The organism is Terasakiella sp. SH-1, from assembly GCF_004564135.1.
Classification (GTDB): domain Bacteria; phylum Pseudomonadota; class Alphaproteobacteria; order Rhodospirillales; family Terasakiellaceae; genus Terasakiella.
Genome location: NZ_CP038255.1, coordinates 1,125,510 through 1,147,933, shown reverse-complemented (window position 1 = coordinate 1,147,933; position 22,424 = coordinate 1,125,510). Strand labels below are relative to the sequence as shown.

The window sequence follows — 22,424 nt, the reverse complement described above, 5'->3', positions numbered from 1 at the left end:
TTTAAAGCTTAATTTCAACATCAACGCCGGACGCGAGGTCCAGCTTCATAAGCGCATCCACAGTCTGCGGCGTCGGATCCACAATGTCCAAAAGACGTTTGTGTGTCCGCGTCTCGAACTGCTCACGAGATTTCTTGTTTACGTGAGGAGAACGCAGAATTGTGAAACGCTCAATACGAGTAGGTAGAGGGATAGGACCCTTTACCTGAGCACCTGTACGCTTGGCCGTGTTAACGATCTCTTTCGCGGACTGATCCAGTACGCGGTGATCAAACGCTTTCAAGCGGATACGGATATTTTGGTGTTCCATAAGAGTTTATTACCTAACTCAGACAACAAAAAAACCTCGACACTCTCAACCCCCGAAAGGGCGCATGAGAACGCCGAAGAACTCAACCCCTTAAATGGGGTGAAAGAGCGAATGGCTGGTTTATATGGGAAGCCCGGATGGGATGCAAGGTCAAAGTGACTCTTTTTTGAATCTTTTTTCAAAGGGTTAGCTTAGAGCTTCATTTAAGAATATCTGCGTACTTTTGATAAGTTTCGTAATACCAGTCATGCATCCCAGCAGACTTCTGAGCATTTAGAACCCCATTCAAAACATATTTACGCGGATTATCATGATCCAAAGCCACAGGCTGGACATTTGGCAAAGAAGCAAGCAGCTCAACCAAGACCGCTTTTAATCTCTCTACTTCTCCCAACTTTCGCCAGTAATAGGCAAGGTTCAACAAAACCTTTGCCCGATCATAGGGAGAAGCCTTCGCTTTTCTCAGAACTGTATAAATACGTTCCTCATTTTGATTAACCCCTAATTTATCATCCAACTGACCTTGCTTATTGAGAAGCCATGCCAATGTAGAAGCGCCATTTAGCAAGGAAGCGCTGTTCGATTGCTGCAAAATATCTTCGTACAAATAGTATGAGAACGTTTGGATGACCTTTTGAACCATAACGGATTCATAGTTTTCAATACGGCTATAACAGCTATGAGCCCAAGTACTGTAAAATAAATTATTTTGTTTTGAAATTCCTGGAGGGGGACATAATTCCCCAACTGTTTGTCCATATGTTTCCGACACCGGAAAACAAAACAAAAAAAGAATAAATAGGCTTTTTTTCATCGCCTTCCCCCCTTTACTTTTCACAGACATCAGACCGATACACTTACAATAGGAGGTTATGAAAGGATGAGCATTAGTTTTTCTGTTCGGGCAGAACCAATGGACATACAATTTGGCCACCTCTGTGATGCATTTCAACAGGAGCGTTGAAACAGGGAAAATTACAAGACAAGCATATACAGCTAAAAGCCTGATGATAGATGTTGATGTCGATATTTACGAAAACACATCATCTCGGAGTTTTGGAGCCGGACATGCTCAAATGACTTGGCCTAGTTTTCACTAAACACCTGCCATTTCGACTCAAAAAAGGGCCCCAGCCTTAGCTGGAGCCCTTCTTTATTCGGTAATTCCGAAAGAGGTCTTAGTCGTCGATAGAAGCAACAACACCAGAACCTACTGTACGACCACCTTCACGGATCGCGAAACGCAGACCTTCGTCCATCGCAATCGCGCCAAGCAGTTCAACAGAAAGCTTCACGTTATCGCCCGGCATGACCATTTCAGTGCCTTCAGGCAGTGTGATGGAGCCAGTGACGTCAGTTGTACGGAAGTAGAACTGCGGACGGTAGTTCGCGAAGAACGGCGTGTGACGGCCACCTTCTTCTTTTGTCAGAATGTAAACTTCACAAGTGAATTTCTTGTGCGGCGTGATAGAACCCGGTGCAGCCAAAACCTGACCACGCTGGATTTCGTCACGTTTGATACCACGAAGAAGAACACCAGCGTTATCGCCAGCACGTGCTTCATCGAGCAGTTTACGGAACATTTCGATACCAGTTACAGTCGTTGTTTCAGTGTCTTTCAGACCAACGATCTCAACTTCTTCACCAACTTTCGTGATACCCGTTTCGATACGGCCTGTCACAACAGTACCACGACCGGAGATAGAGAACACGTCCTCAATCGGCATCAGGAACGGCTTGGAAGTATCGGCTTCCGGCTGCGGGATGTGCTCGTCAACAGCTTTCATCAGCTCAAGAATCTTCTCTTTACCGATGTTGTCGTCACGGCCTTCCAGAGCAGCCAGTGCAGAACCAGCAACGATCGGAACATCTTCAAAGCCATAGCTTTCCAGAAGTTCAGTGATTTCCATTTCAACCAGTTCCAACAGTTCTTCGTCGTCAACCTGGTCAACTTTGTTCATGAACACGACGAGAGCCGGTACACCAACCTGACGAGCAAGCAGGATGTGCTCACGCGTTTGCGGCATGGGGCCGTCAGCAGCGTTTACAACCAGAATACCACCGTCCATCTGAGCAGCACCAGTGATCATGTTTTTCACATAGTCAGCGTGGCCCGGGCAGTCTACGTGTGCGTAGTGACGAGCTTCTGTTTCATATTCTACGTGTGCAGTTGAAATTGTAATACCGCGCTCACGTTCTTCCGGTGCTTTGTCGATGTTAGCAAAATCAACAGCTTCACCACCGCCTGTTTCAGCGAGAACTTTGGTGATCGCAGCAGTCAGTGTGGTTTTACCATGGTCAACGTGACCAACTGTACCGATGTTACAGTGCGGTTTCGAACGGTCAAACTTTTCCTTAGCCATTACTAAGTAACTCCAATTTTATAATGTCAGAGTTGACCGGATTAACCGGCCAACTTTTCTTTGATTTCTTCAGCAACGTTGTTCGGCACTTCTGAGTAGTGGTCGAACTGCATTGTGAACTGTGCACGGCCCTGAGACAGGGAGCGCAGGTTGTTTACGTAACCAAACATGTTGGCCAACGGTACGTGTGCGTCAACAACGCGCGCGATACCACGTTGGTCCATGGCGTTAACCTGACCACGACGAGAGTTCAGGTCACCAATGATGTCGCCCATATACTCTTCCGGCGTCACAACTTCAACCTTCATCATCGGCTCAAGCAGTTTCGGGGAAGACTGTTTCATACCTTCACGGAAGGCTGCACGGGCAGCGATTTCGAAGGCCAGAACAGAGGAGTCAACATCATGGTATGCACCGTCGAACAGTTCAGCTTTAAGACCAACAACCGGGAAGCCTGCAATGCAGCCTGTTTCCATGGAAGTTTTGAGGCCCTTTTCAACACCTGGGACGTATTCTTTCGGTACGTTACCGCCAACGATGGAAGATTTGAATTCGAAAGTCGTTTCAGCATCAGCATCAATCGGGCCGAAGCGAAGTTGTACACGAGCGTACTGACCAGAACCACCAGACTGTTTCTTGTGGGTATAGTCGATTTCAACTTCTTTGCCGAAGGCTTCACGGTAAGCAACCTGAGGCGCACCAACGTTAGCTTCAACTTTGAATTCACGCTTCATACGGTCAACGAGAATGTCCAGGTGCAATTCGCCCATACCTGCGATTACAGTCTGGCCAGTTTCGTGGTCAGTTGCTACGCGGAAAGACGGATCTTCTGCAGCCAAGCGAGCCAGGGCGATACCCATTTTCTCTTGGTCAGCTTTTGTCTTAGGCTCAACAGCAACTTCGATTACCGGCTCTGGGAATTCCATACGTTCCAGAATAACCTGGCTGTCGTTGGCACAGAGTGTGTCACCCGTTGTTGTATCTTTCAGACCAACCAGGGCAACAATGTCACCAGCAGATGCTGTTTTGATTTCTTCACGTTCAGCAGAATGCATAAGCAGCATACGGCCGATACGTTCTTTTTTGCCTTTAACCGTGTTTGTGACGTAAGAACCAGCTTCCAGCGTACCAGAGTAGATACGTGCGAAAGTCAGGGAACCAACGAACGGGTCGTTCATGATTTTAAAGGCCAGAGCAGAGAACGGCGCGTCTTCAGAGTTTTCACGCGTGATTTCTACTTCTTGGTCTTTCGCATCAACACCTTTAATCGCATCAATGTCGGTCGGTGCCGGCATGTAGTCGATTACAGCGTCGAGAAGCGGCTGAACACCTTTGTTCTTAAAGGCTGTACCACAAAGAACCGGAACGAAAGCCAGACCGATTGTACCTTTACGGATACATTTGATCAGAGTTTCTTCAGACGGCTCATTGCCTTCGAGGTATGCTTCCATGGCATCATCGTCTTGCTCAACAGCAGTTTCGATGAGTTGCTCACGGTATTCTGCAGCTTTGTCAGCGAGATCGTCAGGAATATCGACATAGTCGAATTTCGCACCGAGTTCTTCACCGCCCCAGATTACAGCTTTCATCTTGATCAGGTCAACGTGACCAGCATAGTCAGCTTCTGCACCGATCGGCAGCTGAGTAACCAACGGCGTTGCACCTAGACGATCAACGATCATGTCTACGCAACGGTAGAAGTCAGCACCCATACGGTCCATTTTGTTGACAAAACACATACGCGGAACGTCGTATTTGTCAGCCTGGCGCCATACAGTTTCAGATTGCGGCTCAACACCAGCAACGGAGTCAAATACACAAACAGCACCGTCGAGTACACGCAGTGAACGTTCCACCTCAATGGTGAAATCCACGTGGCCCGGTGTGTCAATGATGTTTACACGGTGATCGCGCCAGAACGTTGTTGTCGCAGCAGAGGTAATAGTAATACCACGCTCTTGTTCCTGCTCCATCCAGTCCATTGTTGCGTTACCGTCATGTACTTCACCAATCTTGTAAGATTTACCAGTGTAGTACAGGATACGTTCAGTTGTAGTCGTTTTACCCGCATCAATGTGTGCCATGATGCCGATGTTACGATACTTTTCCAAAGGATATTTATCAGCCATTTAGGAAATCCGATCTTACCAGCGGTAGTGAGAGAAGGCTTTGTTAGCTTCAGCCATACGGTGAGTGTCTTCACGTTTCTTAACGGCCGCACCACGGTTTTGAGCCGCATCCAGGAGTTCACCTGTCAGACGGTCAGCCATAGTGTTTTCGCTACGGTTACGTGTAGCATCAATAATCCAGCGAATAGCCAGAGCCTGACGGCGTGTGGCACGTACTTCAACCGGAACCTGGTATGTCGCACCACCAACACGGCGAGAACGAACTTCTACAGCAGGCTTAACATTTTCAAGTGCTTCGTGGAATTGAGCAACCGGGTCATTCCCCGTTTTCTTCTCAATATTTTCCAGTGCACCATAAACGATTTTTTCAGCAGCGGACTTACGACCGTCCAGCATCAAACCGTTCATGAATTTCGTCAGTACGATATCACCGTACTTCGCATCAGGCAGTACCTGACGTTTTTCAGCAGCGCGTCTACGAGACATATTCTAAACCCCTTATTTCGGACGCTTCGCGCCGTATTTAGAACGACGTTGGCGACGGTCTTGCAGACCTTGAGTATCGAGAGTACCGCGGATGATGTGGTAACGAACACCCGGCAAATCTTTTACACGGCCGCCGCGGATCATCACGACAGAGTGTTCTTGCAGGTTGTGACCTTCACCCGGGATGTAAGAAGAAACTTCAAAGCCGTTTGTCAGGCGCACACGGGCAACCTTACGCAGGGCTGAGTTAGGCTTCTTAGGGGTAGTCGTATAAACGCGCGTACAAACACCACGTTTTTGCGGACATGCTTCCATCGCAGGAACCATGTTACGAACCGGTTTCGCCTTACGCGGCTTACGGATCAATTGGTTAATAGTAGGCATAAGCAGTATGTTCCTTGACACACTCGCAACGTTATGGCGCGCGAAAAAATTAAAAAATCCCGCGGATGCTATAACGTTCCTGTTACAACAATGTGAAACCTGACAAAAAAAAGACAGACTCCACCACTCAATAGGCGCGCGATACTATGGTTTTTTCCCAATTTGTCAAGAAAAACCCATATTCGCACAGAAAAAGGGCACAGACTTCCTAAGAAAAGCTGCGCCCTCATAACTGTTCAATTTATAAAACAGCCCGAGCTGCCCCCATAAATTCCGTCACATTTTCCTGTAACTTGGCAGATTGTTCCGTCAGATAAGTGGACTTTTCCTGCACCGTTTGAGCAGCCGTTTCCGTTTTATCCGCATCCTGAGAGACATGGGTAATCAACGTATTGACCTGAGAGGCCGCACCAGCAGCCTGTTCAATATTTTTAGCAATTTCATTGGTCGCAGCGGATTGCTCTTCCACAGCCGCAGAAACAATCGTATTAACCCCGGAAATATCTTCAATCCGCTTCACGATATTGCCAATCCCATCGACTGCAACATCGGTTGCCTGACGGATTGCTGAAATATGACTTTCAATACTATCCGTTGCCTGCGCTGTCTGATTAGCCAGGTTTTTCACTTCAGTTGCCACCACAGCAAAGCCCTTACCAGCCTCACCAGCTCGCGCAGCCTCAATCGTGGCATTGAGCGCCAACATGTTGGTCTGGTCTGAAATATCCCGGATTAAATTGATCATCTCGTTAATGGAGCTTGAAGTCACAGAAAGCTGAGACACATTGTCATTCACATCCCGGCTGACATTTTGTGCATTCATGACCATCTCACTGACTTGCGTCACCTGAGATGCAATCTCGCAAATGGACGCACTCAATTGATCTGAGGCTGCGGCAATGGTTTCTACATTGGAGCTGGCCTGCCCTGCGGCCAGTGCCACTGACTTTGAATCAGCAGATGTCTGTACCGCAATTTTTTCCATATCATGCATGGACTCAGACATATGGCCTGCAGCCTGCGATACACCATTAGCAACGGTTTGAACGTTACTTTCAAAATTATCCAGCACCGAATTAAACTGCGCAGTCTTTGCTGCCATATTATCAACAGCACCATTTACTTTTTGCGCAGCTTCACGGTACACACCAACCATACCGCGTTGCACAATTTTGCGCCAATACTGGTTGTTGGAGACATGTTCCGTACAGGCAGCCGCTTCACGCAAATAAGAGTCATTGCGATCAATAATATCGTTAATAAGATATAGAAGCTCGTCAAATTTATTCTTATCGCGAATATCGGTTACACGGGCTTCATAGTTACCATTATAAATTTCGGTCAATGCCTCAATCGCGTGATCGAGCTGCCGGGAATTGATAATCATCAGGCCCCTCCCAAGGAAAGAATGTATTTGTTATATTCGCTCAAGCTTCCAGAAAAAACCGACATAAGCTTCTCATAACCTGCCTTGAGCCCTTCCTTTGGTGATATGGCCGTACTTTCAATTGCCGTCAATTCGGCATAAAGCGGGATAATATGTTCATCAATAACCGGGCGATCCGTTGCCCGCCGGTTACTATGATAGCCAACAATTTGACCATTTTTTCCATAACTGGGTGTCACATGGGCCAAGACCCAATAATGATCCCCATTAAGAGAACGGTTGATGACATAAGCAAAAATCTCATCCCCGCCACTTACGGTTTCCCATAACAACTTAAACACACTACGCGGCATGTCGGGATGCCGGATGAAATTATGCGGTTTCCCAACAGCATCTTTTGGTGAAACACCAGCCAATTTAGCGAACGTTCGGTTCGCATATGTGATTTTACCCTTCAGGTCTGTTTTTGACACGATCACTTCATCAACATCAAAAACGCGTTCACAACCTGTTAAAACCGGATTTACTTGCATAGCTTATACAGCCTATCCTAATACTTTAGATATACATGTTTCAAAAAACATCTACGCGAGTATCTACCGTCGTTCTCAACCAATGTACGCATACATCATCATCGCATTAGCTGCGATCTTTAATATTTTTTCACAGAAAGTAAGGAAAGGTGGCCCGGAAGCGATTGCCTAGAGTAGATAAAATCCTGAAATTATTACCGCTACGTTGCGATAATAAATATTCAGATACGTATTTCTACTTAATCCAATAGAGAAACAACACAAATGCAGCATTTTTGTCTTCTCCCCAAGCTTGCGGGATGTATATAATCATCCCGAGGAAGGGCAAACATCACAAATCCAACTTCGAACCGTCACCCCGGACGGCTCTCGAACTGGATCAAACTGCGATTCAACCATTCCCACGACAAACAAAACACGCCAGTAAAATCAAATACTTAGCGTGACATATACTTATGCTTGTTTGAAACTATAGAGAGTGCCTAATTTGCAATTTCACAACAACAGCTTATCGTACTCCCGAAAAACCATACCCCGTAATATCTATGACTGCATAGTGACTCAAAATTGCTTCGTTAGCAAGTGCAAAATGCACCAATTAATACTCTTATTCTCCAAAAACGGTACTAAAGTTATAAGTTGCTGTTTATCAAGGGCTTTTCATATAAGAAAAGATCTAAAAAATCGCCTTTCTTCCTCTTTCTCCTATATTTCGAGAGGAGAACCATGACAAACACCCTGAATGAAAGACTAAGAAAAGCCCGTCATATCCTAGGCTTAAGCGCACGAGAAATGGCCGAGCAGGTTGGATTAGGAGGGCGTTCATCTTGGGAACGTTACGAGAGAGGAGAAAATGAACCAAAAGCATCAGTTTTGATCCACCTTTCTAGTGTCGGTATTAACCCGGTTTGGTTATTATCTGGAAGAGGGAATCCAGTTCCAACAACCAATGCCAATAAAAGTCAAGACGCCCTTGATAGCCCCTTGTTGCAAAAGATCATCAGCGAGCTTGAGAACTGTCTACTACACGAAAAGAAAACCATCACACCAGAAATAAAAGCGCTCATTATCAAAGAAAGCTATCTTGTTATCAGCCAGAATAACGAGATGCATTCCCCCCAGAATATCACGAATATTATTTGTAGCATGGTGCGCGTGAGAACACTCTAATAAAAAAACCCACTGCCTGAAACAGTGGGTTTCCTCATTCGATAAAATTCTTTAAAAATTAAATAACAGCACGCGCTTTATCCATGAAGACATCAATACCATCAGATAGTTTTCTGGATTCAGTGAGGAGCACTTCGGTTTGTTGCTGAACAAGATGTGCTGCATCACGGGTTTCATCTGCACCTTCGGCGACATCAGCAATTTTATCATTCACTTCGACATTACCATTTGCCGCCTGCTCAATATTACGGGCAATTTCAGCGGTTGCTGCAGATTGTTCTTCCACAGCGGCAGAAACCGAAGAGTTTGCCTGTGCAACATAATCAATCTTAGAGACAATTTTTTCAATTCCCTCTACAGCGACATTGGTCGCCAGCTGGATGGCTTTAATCTGCTCTTCAATACTGTCTGTTGCCTCAGAAGTTTGTTTGGCAAGATTTTTGACTTCTGTTGCGACAACCGCAAAACCTTTCCCAGCCTCCCCGGCACGTGCAGCCTCAATCGTGGCATTCAAGGCCAGCATATTGGTTTGTTCAGAAATATCACGGATCAAATTTACAACTGAGGTAAGCACTGGATGTTTCAGACAAGGTTTGCACCTGCCCTGAAATAGCCTGGCTATCCGTCTGGGCTTCCAATGTCATTTGCGACACATGGCCTACTTGTGAACTGATTTCTGAAATCGACGCGGTTAGTTCCTCAGACGCAGCAGAAACCGTCTGTACGTTGAGAGAGGCTTGCTGGGCAGCTTCTGACACGGACATGGAATCTTTTGCTGTACATTCAGCGATACGTTCCATACCGCGTGCGGCATCTTCCACTTGCTCAGAGGTATCAGAAACCGTATCAGCAACCATCAAAACTTCGCCTTCAAATTCCAGCAAGGTTTGAGAGAAAGAATCAACCTTATGGTTCATGGCATCTACAGCAGCATTCACTTTCTCGCTGGCGATTTTATAATCGCCTAACATGCCATCCATTTCAATCTTACGCCAATATTTATTATGGGCCACATGTTCAGTACAAGCTGCTGACTCACGCATGTACGCATCAGAACGGTCAATCACATCATTAATGAGATAAAGCAATTCATCCAATTCTGAATTACCCCGAATATCCGTAATGCGGACTTCAAAATCACCAGCAAGAACCTGCTTTAATTCAGCAATCGCATGTTGGATTTGATTAGATTTTCCACCAAACATCTTATCCTCCCAGCGACATAATGAAATGGTTATATTCTTTGCCACTGCCACCAATGACTTCCACGGCTTTATTCAAGCCCGCCATCATGCCCTCTTTTGGAGACTCATGGCTTTTTTCAATTTCAAGCAAGGAGGAATAAAGCGGAATGATCGCCGTATCAATCACCTCACGGTTTGGTACACGGCGATTACTGTGATAGCCAACGATCTCACCTGCTTTGTTATAACTGGGCGTTACATGGGCCAAGACCCAATAATGATCCCCGTTCAAAGAACGGTTAATCACATAGGCGAAAATTTCGTGTCCCTGTGAAATTGTATCCCACAGCAATTTAAAAACGCATCTCGGCATATGCGGGTGACGAATAATATTATGATTTTTCCCAACAGCCTGTTGTGGTGTCATCCCAGCCAGACGGCCAAATGTCCTGTTGGCATAAGTGATAATTCCCTTTGTATCTGTCTTGGAAACAATCACCTCGTCTTTATCAAAATAACGTTCAGTACCTGTTAAATCAGGATTTCCATAGAGTTGCATGAACTCCCCCACCCTTTTTTTTCGTTGTTTCCCGGCACTTTTCGCGCTCGAGTTTTTATTAGGAAACAGAGATAAGTTACCGTTAAAAGTTGCCCTTATTTACACCCGTGAACAAATTTTAATATTGGCAATTAGCCCTATTACCCCGATGAATTTGGGACTTTAGTCCAGAGAATTCAACCAAATACATCACGATGCGATACTTTTATGATGGATTTTGAAACATAATGTCATTTTCCCATAGCTTTTACCACTATGGCGATTATTTCATTCTATTAACACGCAGAAACAGGCGACCCTCCCAACTAGGAAGTGAAAGATTCGCCTCCAACTCATTCCTTAACTGCAGAGTCGTCACCATAAAAAAAGCCGGACAGGTTTCCCTATCCGGCTTTTTTATTTAAGTCTGAAAACGCTTATTCAGCAGGTGCTGCTGGCGCTTCTTCCAAACCTTCTGCACCCGGCAAAGCTGCTGCATGTGCAGCTTCGGCTTCCGCCTGAGCTGCGGCAGCAGCAGCTGCCGCCTGTTCGTGTTCCGGTACATAACCAGCTGCACGATCACGCTCAGCTGCAATGTGACGGATCTTGCTCATGTAAGCGCCTGTCCCGGCTGGGATCAGACGACCAACGATCACGTTCTCTTTCAGACCCAACAGGTAATCTTTCTTACCGGAAACAGCCGCTTCAGTCAGAACGCGAGTTGTTTCTTGGAAAGACGCTGCGGAGATGAAGGATTGTGTCTGCAGAGATGCCTTCGTGATACCAAGCAGGATCGGTTGACCCGCAGCGATACGATCACCACGTTCTTCAGCCTTCTTGTTTTCACGACGGAATTCAACGCGATCCACTTGTTCCCCAACGAGGAAGGTTGTATCGCCCGGATCAGAGATTTCGATTTTTTGCAGCATTTGACGCGCAATGGTCTCAATGTGCTTATCGTTAATCATAACCCCTTGCAGGCGGTAAACTTCCTGAATTTCAGCAATCAGGAATTCAGCCAGTGCTTCAACCCCCTTCACGCGAAGGATATCGTGTGGAACCGGGCTACCATCCATCAACGGATCACCTTTACGAACGTAGTCACCTTCCTGAACAGAGATGTGCTTGCCTTTTGGAACCAGGAATTCCATTGGTTCTGCATCTTCACCTTCAGGTGTCACAACGATACGGCGCTTGTTCTTATAGTCCTTACCGAAAGTGACGCGGCCATCAATATCAGAGATGATCGCATGATCTTTCGGCTTACGAGCTTCGAACAGTTCCGCAACGCGTGGCAGACCACCGGTAATGTCACGTGTCTTGGCAGATTCACGTGGGATACGTGCCAGTGTGTCACCGGCGTGTACCGCATCGCCATCTTGAACGGACAATACAGAGTCTACAGACAGGAAGTAGCTGGCTGCGTTACCGGACGCCAGGTTCTGCGGGTTGCCGTTTTCATCCACAATCGCAATGTGCGGACGAAGATCAGCACCAGCAGGCAGTGACTTCCAGTCAACGATCACTTTAGAAGCGATACCTGTGGCTTCGTCTGTTTGTTCAGCAACGGACACACCGTCAACCAAATCAACATACTTCACCGTACCGTTTACTTCTGTCAGAACCGGCAATGTGTGCGGATCCCATTCAGCGAACTTGCTGCCACGTTCCACTTTCTGGCCGTCAGTCACGAACAGTTTCGTACCGTAGTTAATACGGTGACGAGCACGTTCTTTACCTGCACTGTCGATCAACAACAGTTCTGTGTTACGGCTCATGACCGTATCAACGCCAGCGGAGTTTTTAACGGTCTGACAGTTCACCAACTGAACCGTACCATCATAAGACGATTCAATGGAGTTCTGTTCCGCACCACCTGTGGCCGCACCACCAATGTGGAACGTACGCATGGTCAGCTGTGTACCCGGCTCACCAATGGACTGGGCTGCGATAACACCGACAGCTTCACCCATGTTCACCTTCGTGTTACGGGCCAGATCGCGGCCGTAACATGTGGCACAAACACCGTTTTCAGCTTCACATGTCAGAACGGAACGGATCTTAACCGTTTCCACACCCGCAGCTTCAATCGCCTTGGCTTCTTCTTCGTTGATCAGCTCACCAGCAGCCAACAGCACTTCGCCCGTATCCGGGTGTGTGATGTCTTCGCCAGCAGAACGGCCCAAGATACGTTCGTACAGAGAAACAATCTCATCACCGCCGTCCATAACAGCACGTGTTGTCAGGCCGTTCTCAGTCCCGCAATCTTCTTCGAAGATGATACAGTCTTGAGCAACGTCAACAAGACGACGTGTCAGGTAACCGGAGTTCGCCGTCTTCAAGGCCGTATCAGCCAGACCTTTACGCGCACCGTGTGTTGAGTTGAAGTACTCAAGTACGCTCAGACCTTCTTTAAAGTTCGCGATAATCGGTGTTTCAATAATTTCACCAGACGGTTTCGCCATCAAACCACGCATACCACCAAGCTGACGCATCTGGGCGGTAGAACCACGCGCACCAGAGTGTGCCATCATGTATACGGAGTTAATCGGCTTACCCGGTACGTCTTTAGAGATCTCAGACATCATTTCAGATGTCACCTGATCGTTACAGTGTGACCAAGCATCAACCACTTTGTTGTACTTCTCACGCTGTGTGATCAGACCGTCCATGTATTGACGTTCGAATTCCTTCACCGCTTCCTTGGTTTCTGCAACCAACGGAGCTTTGGCAGCCGGAATAACCATATCGTCTTTACCGAACGAGATACCCGCTTTACACGCCCATTTGAAACCAAGGCCCATGATGCGGTCACAGAAGATCACAGTCTCTTTCTGACCCACATGGCGGTAAACTTCACCGATCACGTTGGAAACGTCTTTCTTGGTCAACAGTTTGTTGATCAGGGCAAACGGTACATCAACGTGGCGCGGCAGCAGCTCAGACAGCAGCATACGGCCCGGTGTTGTTTCAACACGTTCAACGATCTCGTCACCGTTTTCATCAATTGTGCGGTAACGACAGGTCACGTTGGCGTGCAGGCTGACAACATCGTTATCCAGTGCCTGGTGGATTTCACCCACACCGGAGAAGACCATGCCTTCGCCTTTTTCGTTTTCACGGACCATGGACAGGTAATAAATACCCAGAACAATATCCTGTGACGGTACGATGATCGGTTTGCCAGAAGCCGGTTGCAAGATGTTGTTTGTAGACATCATCAAAACGCGGGCTTCAAGCTGTGCTTCCAGTGACAACGGCACGTGAACCGCCATCTGATCACCGTCGAAGTCAGCGTTAAAGGCTGTACAAACAAGCGGGTGCAACTGGATCGCTTTACCTTCAACCAAGGTCGGCTCGAACGCCTGAATACCCAAGCGGTGCAGCGTCGGGGCACGGTTGAGCATAACCGGGTGTTCACGGATAACTTCTTCAAGAATATCCCAAACTTCCGGACGCTCTTTTTCCACCATACGCTTGGCGGCCTTAATGGTTGTTGCCATACCATAAAGCTCAAGCTTGGCATAGATAAACGGCTTGAACAGTTCCAATGCCATTTTCTTGGGCAAGCCACATTGGTGCAGCATCAGTTCCGGGCCAACCACAATAACCGAACGACCAGAATAGTCGACACGTTTACCAAGCAGGTTTTGACGGAAGCGACCTTGCTTACCTTTGAGCATGTCTGACAGTGATTTCAACGGACGCTTGTTCGCACCAGTAATCGGGCGAGAGCGACGGCTGTTGTCAAACAAGGCGTCAACGGATTCCTGCAACATACGTTTTTCGTTACGTACGATGATTTCCGGTGCGCGCAGTTCAATCAGACGCTTCAGACGGTTGTTACGGTTGATCACACGACGATAAAGATCGTTGAGGTCAGACGTTGCGAAACGACCACCATCCAGCGGTACCAGCGGACGCAGTTCCGGCGGGATAACCGGAACAACTTCCAGGATCATCCATTCCGGGCGAGAGCCGGACTCAAGGAACGCTTCAACCAGTTTGAGACGTTTCACCAGTTTCTTACGCTTGGCTTCGGAATTTGTTTCACGAAGTTCGTCACGCAAGTCTTCCAGTTCGTCATCCAGGTTGATTTCAGACAGCATGTCACGGATCGCTTCCGCACCGATGCCAGCTGTGAATGCATCCTGACCGTATTCTTCAACAGCATTGATATACTGTTCTTCAGAAAGCAGTTCTTTCTGCTTCAACGGCGTCAGACCCGGTTCAACAACAACGAAGTTTTCGAAGTAAAGAACACGTTCCAGATCCTTCAGCGTCATGTCCAGCAAAAGACCGATACGAGACGGCAGGGATTTCAGGAACCAGATGTGAGCAACAGGTGCTGCCAGTTCGATGTGACCCATGCGCTCACGACGCACTTTGGTCAATGTCACTTCAACGCCACATTTTTCACAAACGATGCCTTTGTACTTCATGCGCTTATATTTACCGCACAAGCACTCATAATCTTTTACCGGACCAAAGATACGTGCACAGAACAGGCCGTCACGCTCAGGTTTAAAAGTACGGTAGTTGATTGTTTCCGGCTTCTTGATTTCACCATAAGACCAAGAACGGATCTTCTCAGGACTTGCAATGTTGATCTGCAGATTATCGAACTGCTGAGCACCGCTCACCTGACCAAAGAATTTCATCAATTCTGACATATTAGTAATCCCCTTGGTTCATGTTGACGTTCAAGCCGAGAGCCTGAAGTTCTTTGACCAATACGTTGAAGGATTCCGGAATACCGGCTTCGAAAGAGTCTTCACCGCGAACGATGGCCTCATACACTTTTGTACGACCAGAAACGTCATCGGATTTAACCGTGAGCATTTCCTGAAGCGTGTATGCCGCACCGTAGGCTTCAAGAGCCCACACTTCCATCTCACCGAAGCGCTGACCACCGAACTGGGCCTTACCACCCAACGGCTGCTGTGTCACCAAGCTGTACGGGCCGATAGAACGGGCGTGCAGTTTGTCATCGACAAGGTGGTGCAGTTTCAACATATAGATGTAACCCACGGTGACCTGACGGTGGAACATGTCCCCGGTACGACCATCATACAATGTGGATTGACCAGATGTGTTGAAGCCAGACATTTCAAGGTGTTTGGAGATATCATCCTGTGTGGCACCATCGAAAACAGGCGTTGCCATCGGGACACCCTTGCGCAGGTTACCTGCCAGTTCGTCCACTTCGGTATCGTCCATTTCTTCGACATATTCGCCGTAGATTTCATCGCCATAAGCAAATTTCAGCTTGTCACGAACACCGTCATACGCACCGGAGCGTTTCGCCGCATCCAGCTGTTCACCGATTTGGCGACCCAGACCGGCAGCAGCCCAACCCAAGTGAGTTTCAAGGATCTGACCAACGTTCATACGTGATGGTACACCCAGCGGGTTCAGTACCACGTCAACATGAGTACCGTCTTCCAGATATGGCATGTCTTCGATAGGAACGATACGGGAGATAACACCCTTGTTCCCGTGACGACCAGCCATCTTGTCACCCGGTTGCAGCTTACGTTTGATCGCAACAAAGACTTTAACCATCTTCATCACGCCTGGTGGCAATTCGTCACCGCGTTGCAGCTTCTCAACCTTATTGTCAAAGCGTTCCTGAACCGCAGAAATACCATCATCAAAGTGCTTTTTCAGCGCTTCAACAGCATTTTGTACCGCATCATCTTCAACCGCAACATGAACCAGTTGGCCCGGGTTGAATTGATCCAGCATTTCTTCTGTGATTGAAACACCTGTCGGCATACCATTCGGGCCTGCAACAGCAACTTGGCCGATCACAGTCGACTTCATACGCGCAGCAAGGTTACGTTCGTGAATTTTACGTTCGTCATCACGGTCTTTTGCCAGACGTTCGATCTCAGCGCGTTCAATCGCCAAGGCACGTTCGTCTTTTTCTACACCACGACGGTTGAAGACACGGACTTCAACAACCGTACCTGTCGCACCCGGAGGCATACGCAAAGACGTATCACGAACGTCAGAAGCTTTCTCACCAAAGATAGCACGCAGCAGTTTTTCTTCCGGCGTCATCGGGCTTTCGCCTTTTGGTGTCACTTTACCAACGAGGATATCGCCAGCTTTCACTTCTGCACCGATATACACGATACCGGCTTCGTCCAAGTTCTTCAGCGCTTCTTCACCCACGTTCGGGATGTCGCGTGTGATGTCTTCTTGACCAAGCTTGGTATCACGCGCCATGACTTCAAATTCTTCCAGGTGAATGGAAGTAAAGACGTCATCCCGTACGATGCGTTCAGAAATCAGGATGGAATCCTCGAAGTTATAACCGTTCCACGGCATGAAGGCCACGAGCACATTACGACCAAGGGCGAGATCACCCAGATCAGTAGACGGGCCATCCGCCAGTACCGTACCAACGTCAACACGATCACCAACTTTCACCAACGGACGTTGGTTAATACAGGTGTTCTGGTTGGAACGTTTGAACTTCTTCAATGTATAGATATCAACACCCACAGTGGAGGCATCGTCACCTTCGGCACGAACCACGATACGTGTCGCATCGACCGTATCAATGATACCAGCACGTTTGGCAACAATCGCAGCACCGGAATCACGGGCCACAACTTCTTCCATGCCTGTCCCCACGAGTGGAGCATCAGCTTGCAGAAGCGGAACCGCTTGACGTTGCATGTTTGATCCCATCAATGCGCGGTTGGCGTCATCGTTCTCAAGGAACGGGATCATCGCAGCCGCAACGGATACGATCTGTTTTGGCGATACGTCGATCAGGGTGATATCTTCCGGGCGTGCCATGATATATTCACCGGCTTGACGACAAGAAATCATCTCGTCAACAAAGCAGCCGTTTTCATCCAAAGCAGCGTTTGCCTGCGCCACTGTATAGCGGCCTTCCTGCATGGCAGACAGATACATCACTTCGTCTTGTACCTGACCGTTTTCAACACGGCGATACGGGCTTTCAATGAAGCCGTATTTGTTGACACGGGCATAAGTGGACAAAGAGTTGATCAGGCCAATGTTCGGACCTTCAGGCGTTTCAATCGGACAGATACGACCATAGTGCGTCGGGTGTACGTCACGAACTTCAAAGCCCGCACGCTCACGCGTCAGACCACCCGGGCCCAAGGCTGACAGACGACGCTTGTGCGTAACTTCTGACAGTGGGTTCGTTTGGTCCATAAACTGTGACAGCTGTGAAGAACCGAAGAATTCACGTACCGCAGCCGCAGCTGGTTTTGCATTGATCAAATCGTGCGGCATAACCGTGTCGATATCAACAGAGCCCATACGTTCCTTGATCGCACGTTCCATACGCAGCAGACCGATACGGTATTGGTTTTCCATCAATTCACCAACGGAGCGCACACGACGGTTACCCAGGTGGTCGATATCGTCGATTTCACCACGACCATCTTTCAGTTCCAACAAGATCTTGAGAACTTCAAGAATGTCTTCACGGCGCAATGTACGGATAGTGTCTGGCAGATCATCAAAGCCAAGACGCATGTTCATTTTCACACGACCAACCGCAGACAGGTCATAACGTTCTTGATCGAAGAACAGGCTATTAAACAGGGCTTCGGCTGATTCCAAGGTCGGCGGCTCCCCCGGACGCATGACACGATAAATATCAATCAATGCTTCTTCGCGGGTAGAGTTCTTGTCTACAGACAAAGTGTTACGCAGGTACGGACCAACGTTCACATGGTCAATCGCCAGCAATGGCAGATCTGTGATACCAGCAGATTCCAGTTCATCCAGCAATTCAGCTGTCAGCTCACCACCGGCTTCAACAAAAATTTCGCCCGTGCTTTCGTTGACCAGATCAGATGCGATAAACTTGCCGATCATCTCTTCATTGGAAACCAGCATGTTTTCCAGACCACCTTCTGCCAGCTTTTTGGCTTGGCGCGGTGTCACTTTCTTACCGATCCCCAGAACAGTTTCACCTGTTTTCGCATCAACAAGGTCATGCATCAGCTTCACGCCTTTCAGGCGTTCTGCATCAAATGTTGTTTGCCAACCTTTTTTACCACGCGTGTATTCCACAGTCTGGTAGAAGAAGTTTAGGATATCTTCCGGGGACATGCCCACAGCTTCACCCACGTCAAACTTCTCACCAGCATCGCGTTTTTCAGCAGTAGCAGCGTTATCAAGCGCCATCATCAAAGTTGTGACAGGCAATTTACGGCGACGGTCAATACGGACATAGAGGATGTCTTTAGCGTCGAATTCGAAATCCAGCCAGGAACCACGGTAAGGGATGATACGTGCAGCAAACAGATATTTACCTGAAGAGTGCGTCTTGCCTTTATCGTGATCGAAGAACACACCCGGTGAACGGTGCATTTGCGATACGATTACACGTTCTGTCCCATTGACAACGAATGTACCGTTAGATGTCATAAACGGCATATCGCCCATGTAAACATCTTGTTCTTTAATGTCGCGAACAGAGCGCGCACCGGTATCTTCGTCCACATCCCAAACAACCAGACGCAGGGTCATTTTCAACGGAGCAGAAAAGGTCATGCCACGTTGTTGACATTCTTCAACGTCGTATTTGGGTTCTTCAAATTCGTAAGAAACATATTCCAGCGTGCCACGCTCAGAAAAATCATTAATCGGAAAAACCGATTTAAAGACAGCTTGTAGACCGTTATCAATACGCTCGTTTGCTGGAACTTTAGCTTGTAGGAAATGTTCGTAGGAGGATTTTTGAACCTCAATCAGGTTCGGCATCGGGGCAACAGTCGGGATACGACCAAAGCTCTTACGGATACGCTTGCGGTTAATTAGCGGATTATTCGCCATTAGAGTCCTCAAGTATAATATAGATCGAATGTCCATTGCACCGCTGGTCGCCGAACCCTTGGTACAACTTTCATCCATATAGCCCTGTATCGAACAGGACCAACTCCTTGAATATCTCAGACTTTATCGGCCACGGCGGGGCCTATCCGGGCCTGAGACGGAGGTGTCTTTATCCATAATGCAGACAAAGACAGCCGGGCCGGATCGAATCATTGATTCAACCCAGCCCAGCAATGTATTAATAAGCCTTATAAAGAAAGAAACTCACAGCGTAAAGAGGATTCTTAGAACAGGACCCAACACAGTAAAGGGATGGTTTACATTCCCCTTCCTGTATTTTAACTTAGAGTTTTTCAAAGATGGAGACATTTGGCCATGCGCCCGCTTATTCTGGCTGCCTTGTTGCTTAGCCTGCTCGTTTTCACTTCACCAAGCTCAGCACAAGATGAATTCGCGGATATTACCGTTGTTACATCGTCTTTCAAGCCTTACAGCTACATATATAATGGCACTCCACGCGGTATTTCTGTTGCGCAAGCCCAGCGTATTTTTAAGGAACTGGATTTCGATCCCCAGATTCATGTCACCACATGGCCCAATGCCTATAAACGTGCCCTAAAACGTCCCAAAACACTTATCTTTTCCATGATCCGCACGCCTGAACGCGAAGACAAGTTTCACTGGATTGGAAAAATTGCTGCGATTGAAGCCTTTCTTTTCAAGAAAAAAGGCAATGAAGCGGTTCAGCTTGCCACACTTGAAGAGGGATTAGCCTATAAGACAGGCGCTTTAAGCAAGGATGCAAAAGGCAAGCACCTGATTGATCAAGGTTATAAAATTTGGCCGATCAGCAGCCAAAACTCAGGGGTCAAAATGGTTTTATCCGGTCGCCTTGACATGATCCCCGCAGATATTAACTCCTTAAACCAAAGCCTGAAAGAACTGAGCCAACCAAAAGACGCTTTGGTTCCTGTACTCAAATTGAAAAAAGTTTCAAAGCCTGTCTATATCGCCTTTAGCAAAGACACACCACAAGAGCTGGTCGAACGTTTTCGCGCAGCCTATAAAAAAGCTTTCTCCCAATAAAAAACGGCCCTCCCGATTGGGAGAGCCGCTTTCTCGAAATCTTTGAAGCTTAAGAAAGCCTCATCAAGATTACTTGAGTTCAACTGTAGCGCCAGCTTCTTCAAGTTTCTTCTTGATTTCTTCAGCTTCGTCTTTAGAAGCGCCTTCTTTAACCGGCTTAGGAGCACCTTCAACCAGCTCTTTAGCTTCTTTCAGGCCAAGACCTGTGATGCCGCGAACTTCTTTAATCACGTTGATTTTCTTGTCGCCAGCAGAAGCCAGGATTACGTCGAAATCAGTTTTTTCTTCAGCAGCTTCGCCACCAGCAGCACCGCCAGCAACAGCAGCAACAGCTACAGGAGCAGCAGCAGAAACGCCCCATTTGTCTTCCAGAAGTTTGGACAGCTCAGCAGCTTCCATAACAGTCAGAGCGGAAAGGTCTTCAACCAACTTTTCGAGGTCAGCCATAGTATTTAAACTCCAATTAGAACTTATGTTCTGTAAAAATAAAAATCAAAAAACGTCCGCTTACGCGTCGCTCGAGCCATAAGCACCAAATACGCGAGCCAGTTGGCCAGCCGGTGCTTGAGAAACGGAAGCCAGCTTCTGGGCCGGAGCCTGAAGCAAGCCAACAAGTTTGCCACGCAGTTCGTCCAGGGACGGCATAGAAGCAAGTGCTTTAACGCCAGCTGGGTCCAGTGTGGTTTCATCCATGGCACCGCCAAGAACAACGAGTTTCTCGTTGCCTTTAGCGAAATCCATAGTGGCTTTAGCAGCCGCTACAGCGTCTTCCGAATATGCAATTGCAGTCGGACCGCTGAGCAGTTCACCAATGCCTTCAAACTTGCTGTCCGCAAGAGCGAGTTTCGTAAGACGGTTTTTCGTTACCTTGAAACCAGCACCAGCTTCACGCATTTTGCCGCGCAGCTCTTCCATTTCAGATACTGTCAGACCACTGTAGTGGGCAACAACAACTGTAGAGCTATTCGCGAACACGTCGCGCATTTCTGCTACGAGTTCTTCTTTTTCGGTACGGTTCATATCGTCTCCGATGCTCTTAGATATCTGACAAACAGATATCCGATGGACATTGAGTAAAAGGAAAAATCCCCTTACCCGGTTTCCACTGTCTTAGATTGTCACAGAAGGTCAGTTCAAGAGAGGCGCGTCTCGAAGAGTCGTACATCTAAATCTTTACTTCTGTCTATGAAGGCAAATTTTAAATGGGTCGCCCCACACCTTCAGTCTTGGACAGTCACGAAAGGTCTTTCACCTTTCGATCAACTTCCGATCCCTGCAAAACAGAGATCGGAAGAATCTCTAAAAACTTCGAGGCGGCTTTTAGCCTGCCAGAGAAGCAATGTCAAGCTTAACGCCAACACCCATTGTAGAAGAAACGGTTGCGCCCTTCAAATAAGTGCCTTTTGCGCCAGACGGCTTGGCTTTGTTGATCGCGCCCATGAACGCTGTGATGTTTTCCGCAATTTGCTCTTCAGAGAAAGAAGCTTTACCGATACCAGCATGCACGATACCAGCTTTTTCAACACGGAACTGAACTTCACCCGCTTTTGCGTTTTTAACAGCATCAGCAACATTCGGTGTAACAGTACCGAGTTTCGGGTTCGGCATCAGACCACGCGGGCCGAGCACTTTACCCAGACGACCAACAACAGCCATCATGTCCGGTGTCGCGATAACACGGTCGAAATCCATTTCGCCGCCCTGAATTTTTTCCATCAGGTCTTCCGCACCAACCAGGTCAGCACCAGCAGCAGTTGCTTCTTCAGCTTTTGCATCACGTGCAAAAACAGCAACGCGCATTGTTTTACCAGTACCGTGCGGCAGTGCGATTACACCGCGAACCATTTGGTCAGCGTGACGTGGGTCAACACCGAGGTTCACAGCGATTTCGATTGTTTCGTCGAATTTAGCAGTTGCGCGCTCTTTAACCAGTTTCGCAGCAGCAGCGGCATCGAATTGTGCCAGTGCGTCAAAACCTTCTTTAGCGGCAGAAAGACGTTTACCAAGTTTAGCCATGAT

General features: G+C 47.7%; 18 protein-coding genes. 2 read left to right on the top strand and 16 right to left on the bottom strand.

The annotated features are described in order from the left end of the window. Window position 1 precedes the first annotated feature (1 nt). From rpsJ to E4K71_RS05200, 8 genes are all read right to left on the bottom strand, one after another. Complete coding sequence (rpsJ, locus tag E4K71_RS05235) at window positions 2–310, bottom strand: 30S ribosomal protein S10 (protein ID WP_028878479.1); 309 nt, start codon at window positions 308–310, stop codon at window positions 2–4. Between the two features lie 199 nt (window positions 311–509). Continuing rightward, window positions 510–1,124, bottom strand: coding sequence for a hypothetical protein (locus E4K71_RS05230; RefSeq protein WP_135077442.1), 615 nt, complete (start codon window positions 1,122–1,124; stop codon window positions 510–512). Window positions 1,125–1,488: 364 nt separating this feature from the next. Further along, the gene (gene tuf / locus E4K71_RS05225; protein ID WP_135077405.1) at window positions 1,489–2,673 is read right to left on the bottom strand and encodes an elongation factor Tu; all 1,185 of its coding nucleotides are present in this window, start codon (window positions 2,671–2,673) and stop codon (window positions 1,489–1,491) included. Between the two features lie 41 nt (window positions 2,674–2,714). Continuing rightward, entirely contained in the window at window positions 2,715–4,802 is a 2,088-nt protein-coding gene (gene fusA / locus E4K71_RS05220; RefSeq protein ID WP_135077440.1) for an elongation factor G, read from the bottom strand. 15 nt (window positions 4,803–4,817) lie between these two features. Further along, window positions 4,818–5,288: a 30S ribosomal protein S7 gene (rpsG, locus tag E4K71_RS05215; RefSeq protein ID WP_135077438.1), complete on the bottom strand. Its 471-nt coding sequence runs from the start codon at window positions 5,286–5,288 to the stop codon at window positions 4,818–4,820. 12 nt (window positions 5,289–5,300) lie between these two features. Next, complete coding sequence (rpsL, locus tag E4K71_RS05210; RefSeq protein ID WP_135077436.1) at window positions 5,301–5,672, bottom strand: 30S ribosomal protein S12; 372 nt, start codon at window positions 5,670–5,672, stop codon at window positions 5,301–5,303. 241 nt (window positions 5,673–5,913) lie between these two features. Then, a complete protein-coding gene (locus tag E4K71_RS05205; RefSeq protein WP_135077435.1) occupies window positions 5,914–7,059 on the bottom strand; it encodes a methyl-accepting chemotaxis protein in 1,146 nt (381 codons plus the stop codon). Beyond that, window positions 7,059–7,592, bottom strand: a complete 534-nt coding sequence (locus tag E4K71_RS05200; protein WP_135077434.1) for a PAS domain-containing protein — start codon at window positions 7,590–7,592, stop codon at window positions 7,059–7,061. The genes E4K71_RS05205 and E4K71_RS05200 overlap by 1 nt, the downstream gene beginning before the upstream one ends. 726 nt (window positions 7,593–8,318) lie before the next feature. On the opposite strand from E4K71_RS05200, the gene E4K71_RS05195 reads away from it, so the two are divergent. Next, window positions 8,319–8,762, top strand: a complete 444-nt coding sequence (locus E4K71_RS05195) for a helix-turn-helix transcriptional regulator (RefSeq protein ID WP_135077432.1) — start codon at window positions 8,319–8,321, stop codon at window positions 8,760–8,762. A gap of 58 nt (window positions 8,763–8,820) precedes the next feature. On the opposite strand, the gene E4K71_RS05190 is transcribed toward E4K71_RS05195, so the two are convergent. The 5 genes from E4K71_RS05190 to rpoB all read right to left on the bottom strand — a co-directional run bounded on the left by E4K71_RS05190 (window position 8,821) and on the right by rpoB (window position 19,319). Continuing rightward, window positions 8,821–9,336, bottom strand: a complete 516-nt coding sequence (locus E4K71_RS05190) for a methyl-accepting chemotaxis protein (RefSeq protein ID WP_135077430.1) — start codon at window positions 9,334–9,336, stop codon at window positions 8,821–8,823. Then, window positions 9,305–9,967, bottom strand: coding sequence for a hypothetical protein (locus tag E4K71_RS05185; RefSeq protein WP_135077428.1), 663 nt, complete (start codon window positions 9,965–9,967; stop codon window positions 9,305–9,307). Before E4K71_RS05185 ends, E4K71_RS05190 begins: the two co-directional genes overlap by 32 nt. 1 nt (window position 9,968) lies before the next feature. After that, complete coding sequence (locus E4K71_RS05180) at window positions 9,969–10,505, bottom strand: PAS domain-containing protein (protein WP_135077426.1); 537 nt, start codon at window positions 10,503–10,505, stop codon at window positions 9,969–9,971. A 416-nt stretch (window positions 10,506–10,921) separates the two neighbouring features. Then, the gene (gene rpoC, locus E4K71_RS05175; RefSeq protein WP_135077424.1) at window positions 10,922–15,157 is read right to left on the bottom strand and encodes a DNA-directed RNA polymerase subunit beta'; all 4,236 of its coding nucleotides are present in this window, start codon (window positions 15,155–15,157) and stop codon (window positions 10,922–10,924) included. Window position 15,158: 1 nt separating this feature from the next. Then, window positions 15,159–19,319, bottom strand: coding sequence for a DNA-directed RNA polymerase subunit beta (gene rpoB, locus E4K71_RS05170; RefSeq protein ID WP_135077422.1), 4,161 nt, complete (start codon window positions 19,317–19,319; stop codon window positions 15,159–15,161). Window positions 19,320–19,694: 375 nt separating this feature from the next. Here rpoB and E4K71_RS05165 point away from each other — a divergent pair, with 375 nt between their 5' ends. Further along, entirely contained in the window at window positions 19,695–20,405 is a 711-nt protein-coding gene (locus E4K71_RS05165; RefSeq protein WP_135077420.1) for a transporter substrate-binding domain-containing protein, read from the top strand. Window positions 20,406–20,474: 69 nt separating this feature from the next. Here E4K71_RS05165 and rplL read toward each other — a convergent pair whose 3' ends face one another. From rplL to rplA, 3 genes are all read right to left on the bottom strand, one after another. After that, a complete protein-coding gene (gene rplL, locus E4K71_RS05160; protein WP_135077418.1) occupies window positions 20,475–20,852 on the bottom strand; it encodes a 50S ribosomal protein L7/L12 in 378 nt (125 codons plus the stop codon). A gap of 60 nt (window positions 20,853–20,912) precedes the next feature. After that, window positions 20,913–21,425, bottom strand: a complete 513-nt coding sequence (gene rplJ / locus E4K71_RS05155) for a 50S ribosomal protein L10 (protein ID WP_135077416.1) — start codon at window positions 21,423–21,425, stop codon at window positions 20,913–20,915. Between the two features lie 300 nt (window positions 21,426–21,725). Beyond that, window positions 21,726–22,421, bottom strand: coding sequence for a 50S ribosomal protein L1 (gene rplA / locus E4K71_RS05150; RefSeq protein ID WP_135077414.1), 696 nt, complete (start codon window positions 22,419–22,421; stop codon window positions 21,726–21,728). Window positions 22,422–22,424 lie beyond the last annotated feature (3 nt).

Coding starts and splice junctions, on each gene's coding strand:
- rpsJ (WP_028878479.1), bottom strand. CDS start 310: ATGGAACACCAAAATATCCGTATCCGCTTGAAAGCGTTTGATCACCGC.
- E4K71_RS05185 (WP_135077428.1), bottom strand. CDS start 9,967: ATGTTTGGTGGAAAATCTAATCAAATCCAACATGCGATTGCTGAATTA.
- E4K71_RS05180 (WP_135077426.1), bottom strand. CDS start 10,505: ATGCAACTCTATGGAAATCCTGATTTAACAGGTACTGAACGTTATTTT.
- E4K71_RS05195 (WP_135077432.1), top strand. CDS start 8,319: ATGACAAACACCCTGAATGAAAGACTAAGAAAAGCCCGTCATATCCTA.
- rplJ (WP_135077416.1), bottom strand. CDS start 21,425: ATGAACCGTACCGAAAAAGAAGAACTCGTAGCAGAAATGCGCGACGTG.
- rpsL (WP_135077436.1), bottom strand. CDS start 5,672: ATGCCTACTATTAACCAATTGATCCGTAAGCCGCGTAAGGCGAAACCG.
- E4K71_RS05230 (WP_135077442.1), bottom strand. CDS start 1,124: ATGAAAAAAAGCCTATTTATTCTTTTTTTGTTTTGTTTTCCGGTGTCG.
- rplL (WP_135077418.1), bottom strand. CDS start 20,852: ATGGCTGACCTCGAAAAGTTGGTTGAAGACCTTTCCGCTCTGACTGTT.
- rpsG (WP_135077438.1), bottom strand. CDS start 5,288: ATGTCTCGTAGACGCGCTGCTGAAAAACGTCAGGTACTGCCTGATGCG.
- rpoB (WP_135077422.1), bottom strand. CDS start 19,319: ATGGCGAATAATCCGCTAATTAACCGCAAGCGTATCCGTAAGAGCTTT.
- rpoC (WP_135077424.1), bottom strand. CDS start 15,157: ATGTCAGAATTGATGAAATTCTTTGGTCAGGTGAGCGGTGCTCAGCAG.
- fusA (WP_135077440.1), bottom strand. CDS start 4,802: ATGGCTGATAAATATCCTTTGGAAAAGTATCGTAACATCGGCATCATG.
- E4K71_RS05165 (WP_135077420.1), top strand. CDS start 19,695: ATGCGCCCGCTTATTCTGGCTGCCTTGTTGCTTAGCCTGCTCGTTTTC.
- E4K71_RS05200 (WP_135077434.1), bottom strand. CDS start 7,592: ATGCAAGTAAATCCGGTTTTAACAGGTTGTGAACGCGTTTTTGATGTT.
- rplA (WP_135077414.1), bottom strand. CDS start 22,421: ATGGCTAAACTTGGTAAACGTCTTTCTGCCGCTAAAGAAGGTTTTGAC.
- tuf (WP_135077405.1), bottom strand. CDS start 2,673: ATGGCTAAGGAAAAGTTTGACCGTTCGAAACCGCACTGTAACATCGGT.
- E4K71_RS05205 (WP_135077435.1), bottom strand. CDS start 7,059: ATGATTATCAATTCCCGGCAGCTCGATCACGCGATTGAGGCATTGACC.